The 18,100-nt window shown below is 63.1% G+C and carries 20 protein-coding genes; 14 read left to right on the forward strand and 6 right to left on the reverse strand.

The genetic code is table 11. The annotated features are described in order from the left end of the window. The 3 genes from AC2FNJ_RS01580 to AC2FNJ_RS01590 form a co-directional block, all read left to right on the forward strand. A partial coding sequence (locus tag AC2FNJ_RS01580; protein WP_496761873.1) for a GTP-binding protein occupies positions 1-716 on the forward strand: 716 nt, incomplete at its 5' end. 164 nt (positions 717-880) lie between these two features. Next, on the forward strand, positions 881-1,867 hold the full coding sequence (locus AC2FNJ_RS01585) for a fatty acid desaturase (RefSeq protein WP_496761875.1): 987 nt from the start codon (positions 881-883) through the stop codon (positions 1,865-1,867). A gap of 101 nt (positions 1,868-1,968) precedes the next feature. Beyond that, entirely contained in the window at positions 1,969-2,496 is a 528-nt protein-coding gene (locus AC2FNJ_RS01590; protein ID WP_496761876.1) for a helix-hairpin-helix domain-containing protein, read from the forward strand. Between the two features lie 51 nt (positions 2,497-2,547). Here AC2FNJ_RS01590 and serS read toward each other — a convergent pair whose 3' ends face one another. Both serS and AC2FNJ_RS01600 read right to left on the reverse strand, forming a co-directional pair. Beyond that, entirely contained in the window at positions 2,548-3,840 is a 1,293-nt protein-coding gene (gene serS, locus AC2FNJ_RS01595) for a serine--tRNA ligase (RefSeq protein ID WP_496761878.1), read from the reverse strand. Between the two features lie 125 nt (positions 3,841-3,965). Continuing rightward, complete coding sequence (locus AC2FNJ_RS01600; protein WP_496761880.1) at positions 3,966-4,382, reverse strand: SET domain-containing protein; 417 nt, start codon at positions 4,380-4,382, stop codon at positions 3,966-3,968. Between the two features lie 549 nt (positions 4,383-4,931). Here AC2FNJ_RS01600 and yajC point away from each other — a divergent pair. The 10 genes from yajC to AC2FNJ_RS01650 all read left to right on the forward strand — a co-directional run bounded on the left by yajC (position 4,932) and on the right by AC2FNJ_RS01650 (position 11,849). Beyond that, positions 4,932-5,216 carry a preprotein translocase subunit YajC gene (gene yajC, locus AC2FNJ_RS01605; RefSeq protein WP_496761881.1) on the forward strand — a complete coding sequence of 95 codons (285 nt, stop codon included), beginning with the start codon at positions 4,932-4,934 and terminating at the stop codon, positions 5,214-5,216. A 33-nt stretch (positions 5,217-5,249) separates the two neighbouring features. Further along, positions 5,250-6,911 carry a protein translocase subunit SecD gene (gene secD, locus AC2FNJ_RS01610; protein WP_496761883.1) on the forward strand — a complete coding sequence of 554 codons (1,662 nt, stop codon included), beginning with the start codon at positions 5,250-5,252 and terminating at the stop codon, positions 6,909-6,911. 1 nt (position 6,912) lies between these two features. Then, complete coding sequence (gene secF / locus AC2FNJ_RS01615; RefSeq protein ID WP_496761884.1) at positions 6,913-7,881, forward strand: protein translocase subunit SecF; 969 nt, start codon at positions 6,913-6,915, stop codon at positions 7,879-7,881. After that, positions 7,874-8,626, forward strand: coding sequence for a TSUP family transporter (locus tag AC2FNJ_RS01620; protein ID WP_496761885.1), 753 nt, complete (start codon positions 7,874-7,876; stop codon positions 8,624-8,626). The genes secF and AC2FNJ_RS01620 overlap by 8 nt, the downstream gene beginning before the upstream one ends. A gap of 12 nt (positions 8,627-8,638) precedes the next feature. Next, entirely contained in the window at positions 8,639-8,992 is a 354-nt protein-coding gene (locus tag AC2FNJ_RS01625; protein ID WP_496761887.1) for an Mth938-like domain-containing protein, read from the forward strand. Positions 8,993-9,062: 70 nt separating this feature from the next. After that, positions 9,063-9,677 (forward strand): heme ABC exporter ATP-binding protein CcmA, encoded by a 615-nt coding sequence (gene ccmA / locus AC2FNJ_RS01630; protein WP_496761889.1) that lies wholly within the window; start codon positions 9,063-9,065, stop codon positions 9,675-9,677. Then, positions 9,674-10,330, forward strand: a complete 657-nt coding sequence (gene ccmB, locus AC2FNJ_RS01635; RefSeq protein WP_496761890.1) for a heme exporter protein CcmB — start codon at positions 9,674-9,676, stop codon at positions 10,328-10,330. The genes ccmA and ccmB overlap by 4 nt, the downstream gene beginning before the upstream one ends. A gap of 61 nt (positions 10,331-10,391) precedes the next feature. Further along, positions 10,392-11,165 carry a heme ABC transporter permease gene (locus tag AC2FNJ_RS01640; protein WP_496761892.1) on the forward strand — a complete coding sequence of 258 codons (774 nt, stop codon included), beginning with the start codon at positions 10,392-10,394 and terminating at the stop codon, positions 11,163-11,165. Continuing rightward, positions 11,162-11,320 carry a heme exporter protein CcmD gene (gene ccmD / locus AC2FNJ_RS01645; RefSeq protein ID WP_496761893.1) on the forward strand — a complete coding sequence of 53 codons (159 nt, stop codon included), beginning with the start codon at positions 11,162-11,164 and terminating at the stop codon, positions 11,318-11,320. The genes AC2FNJ_RS01640 and ccmD overlap by 4 nt, the downstream gene beginning before the upstream one ends. Continuing rightward, positions 11,313-11,849, forward strand: a complete 537-nt coding sequence (locus AC2FNJ_RS01650; protein WP_496761895.1) for a DsbE family thiol:disulfide interchange protein — start codon at positions 11,313-11,315, stop codon at positions 11,847-11,849. Before ccmD ends, AC2FNJ_RS01650 begins: the two co-directional genes overlap by 8 nt. 9 nt (positions 11,850-11,858) lie before the next feature. Here the strand turns inward: AC2FNJ_RS01650 and AC2FNJ_RS01655 are convergent, their stop codons facing one another. Continuing rightward, positions 11,859-12,563, reverse strand: a complete 705-nt coding sequence (locus tag AC2FNJ_RS01655; protein WP_496761897.1) for an SDR family NAD(P)-dependent oxidoreductase — start codon at positions 12,561-12,563, stop codon at positions 11,859-11,861. Between the two features lie 72 nt (positions 12,564-12,635). Beyond that, positions 12,636-15,326 (reverse strand): aconitate hydratase AcnA, encoded by a 2,691-nt coding sequence (gene acnA / locus AC2FNJ_RS01660; RefSeq protein ID WP_496761899.1) that lies wholly within the window; start codon positions 15,324-15,326, stop codon positions 12,636-12,638. Between the two features lie 224 nt (positions 15,327-15,550). Here acnA and AC2FNJ_RS01665 point away from each other — a divergent pair, with 224 nt between their 5' ends. Next, positions 15,551-16,252, forward strand: coding sequence for a DUF1223 domain-containing protein (locus tag AC2FNJ_RS01665; protein ID WP_496761900.1), 702 nt, complete (start codon positions 15,551-15,553; stop codon positions 16,250-16,252). Here AC2FNJ_RS01665 and AC2FNJ_RS01670 read toward each other — a convergent pair whose 3' ends face one another. After that, positions 16,253-17,176: a lysophospholipid acyltransferase family protein gene (locus tag AC2FNJ_RS01670; RefSeq protein WP_496761902.1), complete on the reverse strand. Its 924-nt coding sequence runs from the start codon at positions 17,174-17,176 to the stop codon at positions 16,253-16,255. Positions 17,177-17,185: 9 nt separating this feature from the next. Next, the gene (locus AC2FNJ_RS01675) at positions 17,186-18,040 is read right to left on the reverse strand and encodes a DMT family transporter (protein ID WP_496761904.1); all 855 of its coding nucleotides are present in this window, start codon (positions 18,038-18,040) and stop codon (positions 17,186-17,188) included. Between the last annotated feature and the right edge of the window lie 60 nt (positions 18,041-18,100).

An 18,100-nucleotide genomic window follows, 5' to 3' on the forward strand; every position in this document is an offset into this window, starting at 1 on the left:
CCCCGATGCGCATCTTCGACACGGCCGGGATGCGCAAGAAGGCAAAAGTGCAGGAAAAACTCGAAAAGCTCTCGGTCTCGGACGGGTTGCGCGCGGTGAAATTCGCCGAGGTGGTCGTCGTGCTGCTGGATGCCGCCATTCCGTTCGAACAGCAGGATCTGCGCATTGCCGATCTGGCCGAGCGCGAGGGCCGGGCGGTGGTGATCGCGGTCAACAAGTGGGATGTCGAAGAGCACAAGCAGGAAAAGCTGCGCGCGCTCAAATCCGCCTTCGACCGCCTGCTGCCGCAACTGCGCGGTGCGCCGCTGGTGACGGTATCGGCCAAGACGGGCCGGGGGCTCGACCGTCTGCACGACGCCATCCTGCGCGCCTATGAGGTCTGGAACCGCCGGGTGCCCACGGCTGCGCTGAACCGCTGGCTGACCGGGATGCTGGAACAGCACCCGCCTCCGGCGCCGCAGGGCAGACGCATCAAGCTGCGCTACATGACCCAGGCCAAGACGCGGCCGCCGGGCTTCGTGGTCATGTGCTCGCACCCGGACAAGATGCCGGACAGCTACACGCGCTATCTGGTCAACGGGCTGCGCGACGATTTCGACATGCCCGGCACGCCGATCCGGCTGACCATGCGCGGGCAGGGGGACAAGAACCCGTACAAGGGCCGGCGCGCGAAGAATGCCGGTGCCCTGGCCAAGCATCTCAAACGCAAGGCGTAACCGCGCCAATTTGCTGCGTTTTCAATTGCAGGGCGTGACAATCGCCTGCTGATGGCGTTAGCATCGGCGCGCGTGCGGGGATTTTCACGCGCGCGGCTTGCCATCGCACAAGCCGATACCAATTTGAGGATGAATTCGACCGGCCAAGCTGGGGAGCGGACGGCATGGATCTGAGGGCATATACACGGCAATATGCGGTGCAGGACAACCGGCGCGCCGCGTTCAGCTATTTCGGCACCTTCGCCGTCTATTTCGCAACGTTGTGGCTGGCGATCCGGTTTGTGGATCTGTGGTACATCATGCTTCCCGCGGGTATCGTCTTTGCCTTTAGCGCCGTGCGGCTCTATGTGCTGCAGCACGATTGCGGCCATCATTCGCTGTTCGAGACGCGCCTGCAGAACGAGATCGCAGGGCATGTCCTGTCCCCGTTCACCTTTGCTCCGTTCGAGGTCATGAAGCAGAACCACAACCTGCATCATGCAGGCGTGGGCAATCTGGAGCATCGCGAGACCGGCGAGATCCACACCATGACGCTCAGGGAATGGAACGCCGCCGACTGGAAGACGCGCCTGTTCTACCGGCTGTACCGAAATCCGTTCCTGCTGGTGCCGTTGGGCGCGCTGTTCACCTATTTCATCCGCTACCGCTGGCCCAAGAACACCAAGCGGTTCGGAGTCAAGGGCGTCGTGCTCCACAATCTTTCTATCGTTCTGCTGCTGGGCCTGCTGTACTACGTGGCCGGAACCACCGGAATGCTGGTCTGGCTGGCCTTTTCGCTGCTGGGCGGAATGATCGGCGTGTTTCTCGTCTATCTTCAGCACAATTTCGAGGACACCTACTGGGACCGCCGCCCGGACCTCGATCCGCAATTGGCGGCGCTGCAAGGCTCGTCCGCACTGGATTTCGGGTGGTGGTTCGACGCCGCGGTGGCCTGCATCACGCTGCACGACATTCATCACTTCAACGCGCGCATTCCGTCCTATCGGCTGCGCGCCTGCCACTACAACCTGCCGCCCGAATATGCGCCGCGCCGCATCAAGTTTCCCGAGGCGGTGGCGGCGCTGAACCTCAAACTCTGGGATGAAGACGCGAAACGGCTGGTTCCGTTTCCCAAGCCCGCGCGCAAGGCAAGGCTGGCGCATAGCGGCTGAAGCGCGGGGATCTGGCGTCGTCGTCCTCCGCCCTTGCGGCGGAGTATATCCCATGTATATACGTTAGACGACGAACCGGGGACAAAAGGAAAGGACCAGCGATGAGACCTGTGACCGACGTGCGCGGTGTTGGAAAAACACTTGGCGCGGCGCTGAACGCCCAAGGCTACAAGAATGCGGCCGATCTGGCCAAGGCGACGCCTGAACAGTTGGTGACGGTCCCCGGTATCGGTGCCACCCGCGCGCCGATCCTGATTGCCGCCGCCAAGGAGGTCGCAGCGGAGAAACCGGCCACCAAGACCCCATCGCGTCGGGCGCCGGCCCGCAAACCCGCCGTCCGCAAGTCGGCCGCCCGCAAACCGGCGGCCCGCAGATCGGCGCCCACCGCCGCCGAGAGGGCCGAGGCCGAGCGGCTGGCCGCGCTCGCGGTGGCCGAAGCGGAGAAGGCCGAAGCGAAAGCCCGCAAGAAGGCCAAGGCCAAGGCCAAGGCCGAAAAGGCGGCGCGCAAGAAGGCCGAGATGGAGGCCGCCTTCAAGAAGGCGAAGGAAAAGCTGAAGTCCAAGAAAAAGGACAAGAAGAAGGACAAGGGCAAAAAGAAAGACAAGAAGTGCAGCAAGAAGGGGAAATAGGCTTTCCCCTTCAATCCTGCAGCCGTTCTCGTCCCGCAAGGGCCGAAAGATCTAGCCCAGAGTTCCGTCCGGTTTCAGCGTCAGCTTGCCGCCGAGATAGGGCGCCAGCGCCTCGGGCAGGGCCACGGTGCCGTCTGCGTTCTGTCCGTTTTCCAGAACGGCGATCAGACAGCGACCCACGGCCAGACCTGACCCGTTCAGCGTGTGCACGAATTCCGGCTTGCCGCCACCAGCGGGGCGGAAGCGGGCGTTCATGCGGCGGGCCTGGAAGTCTCCGCAGGTCGAAACCGAGCTGATCTCGCGATAAGTGTTCTGACCGGGCAGCCAGGCTTCGATGTCATAGGTGCGGCGCGCGCCGAACCCCATGTCGCCGGTGCACAGGACGACGGTGCGGTACGGGATGCCCAGCTTTTCCAGAATGCCTTCGGCGCAGCGCAACATGCGCTGCTGTTCCTCGTCGGATTTGTCCGGATGCGTGATCGACACCATCTCGACCTTTTCGAACTGGTGCTGGCGCAACATCCCGCGCGTGTCCTTGCCGGCCGACCCGGCCTCGGATCGGAAGCACAGCGAATGGGCCGTGTAGCGGCGCGGCAGATAGCTTTCCTCGACAATGCAATCGTTGACGATGTTGGTCAGCGACACCTCGGATGTCGGGATCAGCCACCATCCCTCGCGGGTCTGATAGCTGTCCTCGCCGAATTTCGGCAACTGCCCGGTGCCCTGCATCATCTCGGACAGCACCAGGACCGGCGCATTCACTTCGGTCAGGCCGTTTTCCTCGGTATGCGTATCCAGCATGAACTGGGCCAGCGCCCGATGAACCCGCGCCACCGCGCCCGACAGCAGCACAAAACGCGCGCCCGCCAGCTTGGCGGCGGTTTCGAAATCCATGCCGGGCTTGACGCTCTCGATCTCGAAATGCTCTTTCGGTGCAAAGGCGAATTCCCGGGGCGTACCCCAGCGCCGGATTTCGACATTGCCGTTCTCGTCGGCGCCATCGGGTACATCCTCGGCGGGCAGGTTGGCGATATGAGCCATCCGGTCCGAAAGCAGCGCGTCGAGATCCTTGGCTTCGCCTTGCATACGGGCGATTTCGGCCTTCTTCTCTGCCACCAGCGCCCGCAGCCGCTCGAACTCGGCTTCGTCACCGCGCGCCTTTGCCGCGCCGACTTCCTTGGACGCCTTGTTCTGCTCGGCCTGAGCGGTTTCCGCCGCCAGGATCTTGGCGCGGCGTTCTTCGTCCAGGCGCAGCAATTCGGACGACACCGGCGGCTCTCCGCGGCGCGCAAGGGCGGCGTCGAAAGCGGCTGGATTATCGCGGATGGCGCGGATGTCGTGCATGGGTCAGATCCTTGATCGGTGAATCACTGGCCCGGTTATGCACCATCCGGCAGGCGGGGTGTAGCGCCGCCTGACCGGAACTTTTCAAGATTGGCTTGGGCGTTGCAACCCGGCCCCTGCGGTCTTCAGTTGAGAACGGTTCCCATCCGCGCCACGCGGTGCCGTGGCGGCTGCATCACGATCTCGCCGGTCAGAAAGTCGGCATAATCGCAGGTCAGCTCGGTTCCGGCGGGAATGTTCTCTTTCGCCACGCCCCAGATTCCGTCCGAGAAGTCGAGGTTCGGATACATTGAATGGTTCATGAACCGCCCCTCGTCGCTTTCCAGGATCAGATAGCCAGGACGGTGAATGTCGGGGTAGCTGTAGCGTTCCAGAAACTCGCGCACATGCGGCTCAACATTGTCGAGCTTGCTTTCGGGAAAGGTGATGTCAAGCATTCTGTCGTGCCGCCAGACCTTGTCACCCTTGGCGATGTCGTCATGACAAAACACGCCCAACCCTTCGATCTCGGAGGGGGCGAGATAGCAGCGCACCATCATCATGCGCCTTTTCCTTCTGTCTGAAATGGCCGGGCCGCCATCCGGGCCGGAATCAGGGGGAAACCCCCGCGCTTGGCGGCTTGCGCGAGGGAATGCTAGGCGGCATTCCCGTCCAGCGCGCAACACGATTTGCGACATGCAGGTCGGAAACCGACGGCTTTCTTGGTGATGTTTGCCGCCATGAAACCTTCCCACGCGCGATGACGGGATTCGCCCTCGGCGGCGGACGCTTTTCTGCAAGACCGGAACCGTCGCCCTCGCTGCTTGGAGGACGGGAAAGGGGAACTGTCCGCACGGCCAGAACCGCCTGTGCAGGCGAGAGTATCCGTAGGCCAGCACGCCGGTCGCCGCCGACCCGGACGGCTTGCCGGTTCCGGCGAAATGGGCGCTCCAGGCCGATCTGACCGGCGTCGGATGCCGTAAGCTGCAGGGATCCCGTTCGTTTCGACGGCAAGCCGGAACGGCTTGGCTTGCAAAGCCCAGTTTCTGCGCATAGGTTCCCGGCAAAATTTGCGGGACTGGCCCCGCCTCTGCAAGACAAAGGAATATCCCATGGATGGTGGCGCAATCGCCCAGTTTCTCCCGCTGATCCTGATTTTCGCGATCATGTACTTTTTGCTGATCCGGCCGCAGCAGAAGAAGATGAAGGAACATCAGGCCATGGTCGAGGCGCTGCGCAGGGGCGATCAGGTGGTGACTCAGGGCGGCCTGATCGGCAAGGTCGCCAAGGTCAAGGAAGACGGCGAAATCGAGGTCGAGATTGCCGACGGCGTCAAGGTCCGCGTGGTCAAGTCGACCATCGCACAGGTGTTGAACAAGACCGAGCCCGCGAAATAACGTCGCCCGACAATTCCTTGAAAAGGCAGGGTTATGCTGCAAATCGACACCTGGAAGCGGGTTCTGATCTGTCTGATCTGTGCGGTTGGTCTGTTTCTGGCCCTGCCGAATGCGTTCTATTCGCGCGTTGAACAGTCCAACGACGCCAGAGCGGCGATCGAGCTGGGAAACGATACGCCCGAGATGCAGGCGATTGCCGGCGAATGGCCCAGTTGGATGCCGTCTTCGCTGGTGAATCTGGGTCTGGATCTGCGCGGAGGTGCGCACCTGCTGGCCGAAGTCCAGGTCGGTGACGTGTACGAAGCGCGCATGGAGGCCATGTGGCCCGAGATCCGCGACGCTCTGCGTGACGAACGCGCCACGATCGGCACGATCCGCAAACAACCCTCGGCCACGGACGAGATTCGCGTCAAGATCAGCCAGCCCGAAGGCATGGCCCGCGCGCTCGAAGTGGTGCGCGGCCTATCACGCCCGATCCAGACGCTGACGGGAGCAGGGGCGTCGGACATCGAGGTGCGCGCCGAAGGCGATACGATCGTGGTTGAACTCAGCGAGGCCGAGAAACTGGCCTCGGACGACCGAACCGTGCGTCAGGCCCTGGAAATCGTCCGCCGACGCATCGATGAGGTCGGCACGCGCGAACCCACCATCCAGCGTCAGGGCGCGGATCGCATCCTGATCCAGGTGCCGGGCATCGGAAGCGCATCCGAACTCAAGGAAATCATCGGCACCACGGCCCAGCTGACCTTCAACCCCGTCGTTTCGCGCGGCACCGATCCGGATGCATCGGCGGGTGTCGGAGAGAAGATCGTTCCGGCGCTGGACGAAGAGGGCGTGTTCTACACGATCGAAGCCGCGCCAGTCGTGACCGGCGAAGAACTGGTGGATGCGCAACCGTCCTTCGATCAGAACGGCCGGCCGGCCGTGAATTTCCGCTTCAACACCACCGGCGCGCGCAAGTTCGGCGACTACACACGCGACAACGTGGGCGCCCCCTTTGCCATCGTGCTGGATGACGAGGTGATCTCGGCCCCGGTGATCCAGTCGCACATCCCCGGCGGGTCCGGCATCATCACCGGCAACTTCACGGTCGAGGAAAGCACGAATCTGGCCGTCCTGCTGCGTGCGGGCGCCTTGCCGGCCGGGCTCGATTTTCTCGAGGAACGCACCATCGGTCCCGAGCTTGGACAGGACAGCATCGACGCCGGCAAGGTGGCGACCATCGTGGCCTTCGCCGCGGTGCTGACCTTCATGGCGCTCAGTTATGGTCTGTTCGGACTGTTCGCCAACGTCGCCCTGATCATCAACGTGGGTCTGATCTTTGGCCTGCTGTCGCTCATCGGGGCCACGCTGACGCTGCCCGGCATCGCCGGGATCGTTCTGACGGTCGGCATGGCCGTCGATGCCAACGTGCTGATCTTCGAGCGCATCCGGGAAGAACTCAAGACCGCCAAAGGACCGGCACGGGCCATCGAACTGGGCTATGAAAAGGCGTTGTCGGCAATTCTGGACGCCAACATCACCACCTTCATCACCGCCGTGATCCTGTTCGCGATGGGCAGCGGGCCGGTGCGCGGCTTCGCCATCACTCTGGGACTGGGCCTCATCACGTCGGTGTTCACGGCGATCTTCGTGACACGGCTCATGATCGTGATGTGGTTCGAGCGCCGCCGCCCGAAAACGATCGAGGTTTGACATGCGACTGAGACTTGTTCCCAAGGAAACCTCGTTCGACTTCTTCAGCCGGTGGAAGATCTGGCTGGGCGTCTCGGCCCTGCTGGTGGTTGTCGCCTTTACGTCCTTTCTGATCCAGGGGCTGAATTTCGGCATCGATTTCCGCGGCGGCACGACCATCCGGACGCAGAGCGCGCAGGAGATCGACGTTGGGGTCTATCGCGATGCCATCACGCCGCTGGAGCTTGGTGACGTTACCATCACCGAGATCTTCGACCCTACCTTCGGCGCCGATGAAAACGTCGCGATGATCCGCATTCAGGCCCAGGAAGACGACGAGGCGGTGTCAGCGGCCACGATCGCCAGCGTCGAGGACGCCTTGCGCGGGGTCGTCCCCGACATCCAGTTCGTTTCCGTCGAATCCGTCGGTCCCAAGGTGTCCGGCGAACTGATCCAGACCGCGGTGATCGCGGTCGTGCTCGCCATCGGCGCGGTGCTGGTCTACATCTGGTTGCGCTTCGAGTGGCAATTCGCGCTGGGCGCGGTGGCGGCGCTGGTGCATGACGTGATCCTGACCATCGGCATCTTCTCGGAACTGCAGATCAGGTTTGATCTGGCGATCATCGCCGCGCTGCTGACCATCGTCGGCTATTCGCTGAACGATACCGTCGTCGTGTTCGACCGGGTGCGTGAGAATCTGCGGAAGTACAAGAAGAAAGACCTCAAGGACGTTCTGAACCTTTCGATCAACGAAACTCTCAGCCGGACGGTGATGACCTCGGTCACGACGCTGCTGGCGCTGATCTCGCTCTATGTTCTTGGGGGCGACGTGATCCGCGGCTTCGTCTTTGCGATGATCTGGGGCGTGATCGTAGGAACCTATTCCTCGGTTTTCGTGGCATCGACCATTCTGCTGTGGCTCGGCGTCAAGCGCGACTGGTCCAAGCCCTCGAACACCTCCGGCAACCAGTTTGCCAATATCGATGCCTGATGGCCTGCTCGAGGCCCTGGCGCTGCCGGGCCTCGAATGGATGATGTTCACGATCGGGGCCGCCGGCCTTGTTCGCGGGTTCACCGGGTTCGGCACCGCCATGATCTTTGTCCCGGTCGGCACGCAGTTCCTGCCGGCCCCGGACGTGGTGTTCCTCATGGCGGCGACCGGGATCTTCTCAACCCTGGCGCTGGCTCCGCAAGCCTGGCGCGAATGCGACAAGGCCGAAGTCAGCACCCTGGCTTTTGCGGCTGCGGTCGCGGTTCCGGCGGGTTTGTGGATCATGATCACGCTCGATCCCACGACGCTGCGATGGGTGGCGAGCGCGGTCATCGGTCTCACCCTGCTGGCGGTCATCACCGGATGGCGCTGGCATGGGCGGCTGGGCTGGCCGGGGCGCTTCGCCATCGGCGGCGGGGCGGGGGCGGTCGGCGGCATGACCGGCCTCACCGGGCCGGTGGTCATCGTCTTCTACCTGGCCAATGCGCGGGACGTGCGCAAGGTGCGGGCCAACACGATCATCTTTCTGGCCATGCTCGACGTCGTGATCGTCACCAACATCCTGTTCGGAGGGCTTGCCGGGTCCGCAACCGTCTGGATGGTCATTCTGCTGACGATCCCGTATCTTGTGACCACCCTGATCGGCAAGGCGCTGTTCGATCCGTCGCTGGAAAGACTCTACCGGATCGCCGCGTATTCGGTGATCGCGGCGGCGGTGATTTCGGGCCTGCCGATACTCGATTGAAGGATGACGGACATGCGTCTGAACGAAGTGTCCTACACCGATGCCCAGCCGGTTGACGGTTATGGTCCGGGCTTTTTCCGCATCGGCGGCCAGGTGCATCACGATGCGGTCCTGACCGGGCCTGGGGGCACCCGCGCCTGGGGCGGCTTTGACGATGACACGCCCCTGCTGGAACTGGCCGAGTCGATCGACGTTCTGTTCATCGGCACCGGGGCCGAGATGGCGCCCATTCCGAACGCGTTGCGACACAAGCTGGAAGGGGTGGGCATGGGCGTCGAGACCATGAATTCTCCGGCGGCCTGCCGCACCTACAACGTGCTCCTCTCCGAAGGCCGCCGCGTGGCGCTTGCCCTCATCCCGGTCTGACGGCCCGTCTGCGACACGCTGCGGCAAATCCGTCCTTTTGCCCCCGCCGCCAATGGGATAAGCGGAAACCATGACACTCACCGTTTCCGACCTGGCCATCACCCGCGGCGGCGTGACCGTCCTCGAAGGGCTGAGTTTTTCGCTCGAACCGGGCAAGGCGCTGATCCTGCGCGGCCCGAACGGAATCGGCAAGACAACGCTGTTGCGCACGCTGGCCGGCTTGCAGCCGCCGAGATCCGGAGCGATCTCGGGGGCGGACGACCGGATCGCCTATGCGGCGCATTCCGACGGGCTGAAACCGACCCTGACCGTGACGGAGAACCTCAGGTTCTGGGCCTCGGTCTTCGGCATCAACGACATCCGGGCAGCTCTTGATGCGTTCGATCTGGACGATCTGGCGGATCGTCAGGCGGGCACTTTGTCGGCGGGCCAAAAGCGTCGTCTGGGCCTGTCGCGGCTGTTGGTGACAGGGCGGCCGATCTGGATGCTGGATGAACCTACCGTGTCGCTCGACCGCAATGCGGTGGCGAAGTTCGCGGATGCGGTGCGAAGCCATCTGGGGCAGGGCGGTTCGGCCCTGATCGCAACCCATATCGACCTGGGTCTTGACGGAGAGGTTCTGGATGTCGGCCCCTACAAAGCAAAACCGCAGCCCATCGAGGACTTCGACGGAGGGTTCCTGTGATCGCCCTGCTCAAGCGTGACCTGACGCTCGCCCTCCGCGCCGGCGGCGGCTTCGGCCTGGGGCTCGCGTTCTTTCTGATCGTGACGGTGCTCGTGCCGTTCTCGGTGGGTCCGCAATCCGCGTTGCTTTCGACCATCGCGCCGGGCGTTCTTTGGCTCGGCGCGCTTCTGGCTTGCCTGTTGTCTCTCGACCGGCTTCTGGCGCTGGACTGGGAGGATGGCTCGCTCGACCTTCTGGCGACCGCGCCACTGCCGCTGGAATCGGTGGTGACGATCAAGGCGCTGGCGCACTGGATCACCACCGGCCTGCCACTGGTGCTGGCCGCGCCGGTTCTGGGGGTGCTCTTGAACCTTCCCGTTCCCGGCTTTTTCTGGCTCGTGGTGTCGCTTGCGGTCGGCACGCCCGCGCTCAGCGTGATCGGCACCTTCGGCGCGGCGCTTACCGTCGGTCTGAAACGCGGCGGATTGTTGTTGTCGCTGCTGGTTCTGCCCTTGTACGTGCCCACGCTGATTTTCGGGGCCGAAGTCGCCCGACGGGGCGCGACCGGGATGGACACCGCAACGCCGCTGTTGATGCTGGCCGGCATTACCGCAGCGACGATCGCGCTGCTGCCCTTCGCCAGCGCGGCCGTTCTTCGGATCAATCTGCGGTGACACGCTGTTCCGTTGATCAATGTCAATTGAGAATGCGCCCGACTCGGACTAGATAAGCGCCATGACTTTCGCAACCAAAGCCAATTCCCTCTGGGAATATGCCAACCCGAAAAAGTTCCTGGCCACGACCGAGCGCGTGCTGCCGTTCTTCTGGGTTTCCAGCGCGGTTTGCCTGGTGGTGGGCCTCGTCTGGGGGTTCTTCTTTACCCCGGACGACTACAAGCAGGGTTCGACCGTCAAGATCATCTATCTGCATGTGCCCTCGGCGCTCATGGCGATCAATTGCTGGCTGATGATGCTGGCCACCTCGCTGGTCTGGCTGGTGCGCCGCCATCACGTCAGTGCGCTGGCCGCACGCGCCGCTGCGCCCGTGGGTATCGTCATGACCTTGATCGCGCTGGCAACGGGCGCGATCTGGGGGCAGCCGATGTGGGGCACATGGTGGGCCTGGGATCCGCGGCTCACCTCGTTCCTGATCCTGTTCCTGTTCTATCTCGGCTACGTCGCGCTATGGGAAGCCATCGAAGACCCGGACACCGCCGCCGATCTGACCTCGGTGCTGTGCCTGGTCGGTTCGGTCTTTGCCATTCTCAGCCGCTATGCGGTGAATTTCTGGAACCAGGGCCTGCATCAGGGCGCGTCGGTCATGCGCGCGGGGGCGATCACCGGCACCGACACCGAAGAAAAGGTCAGCAACATCTATTTCTATCCGCTGCTGCTCTGCATCATCGGATTTGTGCTTCTGTTCATCGCGCTGGTCTTCTACCGCACCGGAACCGAGATCCGGGCGCGGCGGATCAAGGCGCTTCTGGCGCGGGAAAGGGTGAACGCATGATGCCGGATCTGGGAAAATACGCCGATACGGTGCTGTCGGCCTATGCCGCGTCCTTGGTGCTGCTGGTGGCGCTGGTGGTGTTCAGCATCCTGCGCGGGCGCAAGGTGCGCGCCGAGATGGAGAAGGTCGAACAAAGGGTGTCGCGCGATGGCTAAGGTCTCTCCGCTGATGATCGCGCCGCCCCTGATCTTCGGCGCCTTCGTTCTGCTGGCGGGGTTCGGCATGATGCGCGAGAACAAGGACGAACTGCCGACTGCCCTGGCGGGCAAACCGGCACCGCAGGTCGATCTGGTTCAGCTTGGAGACAAGGCGCTGTGGTCCGATGCGGATCTGCGCGACGGAGAGTTGAAGCTGGTGAATTTCTGGGCCAGCTGGTGCGCGCCCTGCCGGGTCGAGCATCCCAATCTCGAGGCGCTGAAACGGGAAGGCATCACCATCTTCGGGGCAAACTACAAAGACGATCCCGACAACGCGCTGGCCTTCATGAAAGAACTCGGCGACCCCTATGGCGCGGTCGGCGTTTCGACCCAGGACATGAACATCGACTGGGGCGTATACGGCGTGCCGGAGACATTTCTTGTCGATGGCGAAGGCAAGATCGTGCTGCGGATCGCCGGGCCGCTGACCCAACGCGAGTTGGAGAACCGCCTTCGCCCGGCGATGGAGAAGGCCGCGGGCGGCTGAAGGCGCATCCTAAAGGCGATAGCCGCCGGAAACCGTCAAAACCTCACCGGTAATGAAAGACGCTTCTTCCGAGGCCAAGAACCGCACCGCGCGCGCGACGTCTTCGGGTGCACCGATCCGACCCAGGGCGGTGTCCCTGACGAACAATTCGGTCAGATCATCGGGGCGTGGCGCTTCGGGAATGTTGATTGCTCCGGGGGCGACGGCATTGACGCGGATGCCCAGCGGTCCCAGCTCCTTGGCCATGGCGCGCGTCCACAGGTTCAATGCCGACTTGCTTGCGCCGTACACGGCGACATCCCGCGGCGGCAGCACTGCATTGACCGAGGAGATGTTGACGAGTGCCGCGCCCGATCTCAGGTGGGGCAAAGCCGCGGCCAGCAGCGCGGCGGGCGCCAGGATGTTGAGATCCAAAATGGAACGGTGCGCGTTGGCGTCGAACTTGTCCTTCGGTGTCGATGACACCAGACCCGCATTGTTGACGATTACGTCCAGCCGACCAAATCGCTGCAAGACCTGATCAATCACCTGCTTCGGTTGATCCTCAGCCGTCAGATCGGACTGGAGGGCCAGACCCTCGTTGGTAGTCAAGAGATCCGGCGAGGGTTCCGTTCGGTTCCAGGTCAGCGCCACCTGGTGGTCTGCCAGGAGGTTTTCCACGATGGCGCGCCCGATTCCGCGCGCGCCGCCAGTGACAAGTGCCACTTTGGTCATTTCCGCCTCACGCCTGCCTGAAAGAAGAAGGGCGCCCCGAAAGGCGCCCGTCAAGCCGGAAGTCGGCAGGCATCAGCTCGCTTTCGCGAGATTGCGCAGAACGTACTGCAGAACGCCACCGTTCTCGATGTATTCGATCTCGGGCGCGGTATCGATCCGGCATTTCAACTGGATGGTCTTCTCTGTGCCGTCGCCGTAGACGATGGTACAGGGCACCTCTTGCAGCGGCTGGATGGTGTCCAGACCGTGGATCGACACCGTTTCGTCGCCTTTCAACCCCAGAGACTTGCGGTTGTCGCCGCCGGTGAACTCGAACGGAATGACGCCCATGCCGACCAGGTTCGACCGGTGGATGCGCTCGAAGCTCTCGGCGATCACCGCCTTCACGCCCAGCAGCGCCGTTCCCTTGGCCGCCCAGTCACGCGAGGAACCGGCGCCATACTGTTCTCCGCCGAAGACGACCAGCGGGGTGCCCTGCGCCTGATAGGCCATCGAGGCGTCGTAGATCGAGGTCTGCTCGCCATCGGGGCCCTTGGTGTAGCCGCCTTCGACACCGTCCAGCATCTCGTTCTTGATGCGGATATTGGCGAAGGTGCCGCGCATCATGACCTCGTGATTGCCACGGCGCGATCCATAGGAGTTGAATTCGCGCGGTTGCACCTGGCGGTCCAGAAGGTACTTGCCGGCGGGCGTGGTGGTGGCGAAGGATCCGGCCGGAGAGATGTGGTCGGTCGTGACCATGTCGCCCAGGATGGCCAGGATCTTTGCGCCTTCGATATTCGAGATCGTGCCCGGCTCGGGGCCCATGCCCTGGAAGTAGGGCGGGTTCTGGATATAGGTCGAGGTCGGCGGCCAGTCATAGGTCTCGGCATCGGTGGTCTCGACCGACTGCCATTTCTCGTCGCCCTTGAAGACGTCGGCGTATTTGGTCTGGAACGCCTCGCGCGTCACGGTCTTTTCGACCAGCTCCGCGATCTCGGTCTGGGTGGGCCAGATGTCCTTGAGGTAGACATCGTTGCCGTTCTTGTCCTGACCGATCACGCCATTGGCCATGTCGATATCCATGGTGCCCGCCAGCGCATAGGCCACGACCAGCGGCGGCGAGGCCAGGTAGTTGGCGCGCACGTCCGGCGAGATGCGGCCTTCGAAGTTGCGGTTGCCCGACAGGACCGAAGTGGCGACCAGATCGCCCTCGGCAATGGCCTCGGAAATCTCGGGCTGCAGCGGGCCGGAGTTGCCGATGCAGGTGGTGCAGCCATAGCCGACCAGGTTGAAGCCGATGGCGTCCAGATGCTCCTGAAGGCCGGCGGCTTCAAGATATTCGGACACGACCTGCGACCCGGGCGCCAGCGAGGTCTTGACCCAGGGCTTGCGGTTCAGGCCCAGTTCATGCGCCTTCTTCGCGACCAGGCCCGCGCCGATCATCACATAGGGATTCGAGGTGTTGGTGCACGAGGTGATCGAGGCGATGACGACCTTGCCCGACTCCATCGTGTAGTCCTCGCCCTTGACGGGAACTTCCTTGTTCATCGGGCGTTTGAAGGTCTCGGCCATTTCCTTGCGAAAGGCTTCCTGCGCGTTGGTCAGCGGGATGTAGTCCTGCGGACGCTTCGGCCCCGAAATCGCCGGGACGATGGTGCTCATGTCCAGATGCAGCGTATCGGTGTAGACCGGCGCATAGTTCTCGTCGCGCCAGAACCCGTTCTCCTTGGCATAGGCTTCGACCAGTGCAACCCGGTCTTCGTCGCGGCCGGTGTTGCGCAGGTAGCGCAGGGTTTCGTTGTCGATCGGGAAGAAGCCGCAGGTCGCGCCGTATTCGGGCGCCATGTTGGCGATCGTGGCCCGGTCGGCCAGAGGCAGACGATCCAGACCCTCGCCGTAGAATTCGACGAACTTGCCGACCACGCCCTTCTGGCGCAGCATCTCGACCACTTTCAGAACCAGGTCGGTGCCGGTGGTGCCCTCGACCATCTGGCCGGTCAGCTCGAACCCGACGACCTCGGGGATCAGCATCGAGATCGGCTGACCCAGCATCGCCGCCTCGGCCTCGATCCCGCCGACGCCCCAGCCCAGAACAGCCATGCCGTTGACCATCGTGGTGTGGCTGTCGGTGCCGACCAGCGTATCGGGATAGGCAACCGTGTCGCCGTTCTGGTCGGTGTCCGTCCAGACGGTCTGGGCCAGGTATTCCAGGTTCACCTGGTGGCAGATGCCGGTGCCTGGCGGCACCACGCGGAAGTTGTTGAACGCGCTCTGGCCCCATTTCAGGAACTGGTAGCGCTCCATGTTGCGCTCGTATTCGCGGTCCACGTTCATCTGGAAGGCGCGCGGGTTGCCGAACTCGTCGATCATGACCGAGTGGTCGATGACCAGATCGACCGGGTTCAGCGGGTTGATCTTCTGCGCGTCGCCGCCCAGACCCTTGATACCGTCGCGCATCGCGGCCAGGTCCACGACGGCGGGAACGCCGGTGAAGTCCTGCATCAGCACGCGGGCGGGGCGATAGGCAATCTCACGCGGATTCTTGCCGCCGTTGGCGGCCCATTCGCCAAACGCCTTGATGTCCTCGACCGAGACCGAGAAACCGCCATCCTCGAACCGCAGCATGTTTTCAAGGACCACTTTCAAGGCAGCCGGGAGCCGCGAGAAATCGCCCAGACCGGCCTCTTGCGCGGCGGGGATCGAATAATACGAAACGGACGTGCCATTCACGCTGAGCGTCTTGCGTGTCTTGGCGCTATCCTGTCCAACTTTGATGGGCATCCGTGGCCTCCCTCTCAAATGGCGTGGAAATGGGATTCGCTGGTGGCTTACTGCATCACGGCGGGCTGTCGTTCAAGGTCGAAGGCAGGGGGTGCGGCAATTTTTGTATACCATTGCACACATTTTTTCGCAATCACGCCGATTTGGCCTCAACAAACCTTGATTGGCGATTGATGCGCCGGCGCTTTAAACCGGGGGGAACACCAACGCTATCGGAAACGAAGATGCTGAAATCGACCGCTGCCGCCCTGGCCTGCTGGGTCATGATCGCCTCTGCCGCGCAAGCCGAGGGCAACCCGGTCGTGGTGGAACTGTTCACGTCGCAGGGCTGTTCGTCCTGCCCGCCGGCCGACCGCCTCATGCATGACCTGGCAAAACGGGACGATGTCATCGGCCTCGCGCTGCATGTCGATTATTGGGACTATATCGGGTGGAAGGACGAATATGCCGACCCGGCGCACACCCGGCGCCAAAAGGCCTATGCGCGCGAGGGCGGGCGGACGATGATCTACACGCCGCAGATGGTCGTGAATGGTCAGCAGGATGTGGTCGGCGCCAAGGAGCGGGAGCTTTCGCGCCTGATCGCGGCCCATAGCGCCGCCGAACCGGTCGCACGCGTTTCGGCAACCCGAAACGATGACACGATCCGCATCGAGGTTGCCCCTCTGGCCGTGCCCCCAGGAGACACCTTTGATGTTCAGGTGGTGCAGTATACGCCGCTGCGTCACGCGTCGATCAAGCGTGGCGAACTGGCGGGCCATGATCTGGACTATGCCAATGTCGTCGAAAGCTGGGAGATCGCCGGTCAGTGGGACGGTTCGGACTCCGCGGCCTATACGGCGACACTCGATCCGGATCTGCCGGCGGTGGTTCTGGTGCAGCGCGCCGATCACGGCCCCATCATCGCCGCGGCTCGGGCCGAGTGATCAGGGCATTTCCTCGGGCTGAACACCGAGCCCGTTCCAGGCTTTCCAGCGGCGGTGGATCCAGAACCATTGCCCCATATGCTGACGCACGACGGATTCCAGATCGTCGTTGATGTATTGGGTCATCGTCTTGGGATCGGAATGGGGCACGGGATCGTGCAGCACGATCTCGAAATCCAGCCCGTTCGGCTGCCGGATCGCATAGCACGGAATCATGACCGCCTTGTACTTGATCGCCAGTTCCGCATTCAGAACCGAGGTGACGGCGGGCTTGCCGAAAAAGGTCAACTCCTCGCCGCCATGCGCGTGCAGGTCGGACACGATGGCGATGATCCCACCCTGTTTCAACGACCGCACCATCTCCATCATGCCGCGCCGGCCTTGCTCGAACATCGGCTCGCCGGTGCGATGAAAGGCATCGACGTACATTTCATTGAAATAGGGGTTTGCCATGCGTCGATAGAGGCAGCCAATGGGTTTTCCGCTGCGGGTCTGCAGAGCGATTCGGGCGGCCAGATAGTGCCCGAAATGCGCGGTGATCATCATCGTCGGCCGCCCGTCGGCCACGGCCTGATCGAAAGCGGCGACACCGGACCCGGACACTTTGGCGTTCTTCTGACGCGCGGCGAAATCCTCGGGCGAGAAATGCTCCATGATCGCGCGCCCGGCATTGTCCGGAACACGTCGGCAGATCCGGTCAACTTCCGCGTCCGGCAGATCGGGGCAGGTGAGCTTCAGGTTCCTTTCGACCCGCCTGCGAAACCCGACCAGCGGCGCCAGCGTCCGCACGAGGCCCCCCATCGCGCCGATCCGGCGGTCATAGGGCAAAAGGTGCATACCGCCGATGACGCCCTTGAGAAACAGGTTTGCCAGGTAATACTGCGCGAGTTCAAAACGGCTGAGTTCCGATTTTTCGACGGGCATTGAGTGATCTCACCGGAGTTGCGTTTCGCGGTGCCACACATACAGACCCGCCCCCGCGATCACAAGCGTGCCGAAAACGGTCCAGAGGTCGGGGTATTCGGCGAAGAACACCACGCTCCATACGGCCGCAAAGCCAAGACCTGAATAGGCGTAGGGTGCCAGCATCGCCGCCTCACCCAGGCTGAAGGCGCGGATCAGCAGCATCTGGCCCATCGTGCCGAATCCCGCCACCAGAAAGATCAGGCCCCAACCCGCAATGTCCGGCGTTTGCCATTGCGCGGGTGCAATGAGAGTCAGAAGGACCGTGCCGACCAGTCCGGTATAAAACAACGAGGTCCAAGGGTCTTCGTCCGGGCCGACGCGGCGCGTCAGCAAGGCGTAAGAAGAGTAACAGACCGCGGCGCCGAGGGGATACAGCGCAGCGGGTTGGAACACGCTGGATGCGGGCCGGATCACCATGAGCGCACCCAGAGCCGCGACCGCGATTCCGGTGATGCGCCGGGGGCCAAGGGGTTCGCGCAGAAAAAGCGCGGCACCCAGTGTGATCAGCACCGGATTGATGGCCATCAGGGCGGCAGCATCGGTGAGCGGGATGCGGCTCAGCCCGGTGAAGAAAAAGGCGGTCGCCCCCATCAGAAGAAGCGAGCGCAGGAATTGCTGAACGGGATAGCGGGTGCGCACCACCTGGTGCAGTCGCGGCAGGACGAGCAGCAACACGAACGCCATCTGACCCGCATAGCGCACCCACAGCGCCGGCAGCACACCGGTCTGCGGCGCCAGAGCCTTGACCGACGCATCCATCAGCGAAAAGCACAGGATCGCGAGCACCATGTAGGGGATCGCGCGGCTGGCATGGGCGCTCATGCGGGAATCCGCGGGCAGGGAAGGGGACAGAGAGCCGGTCGCATGAGGATTGATAAGCCG

The organism is Ruegeria sp. BHSB196, assembly GCF_059613135.1.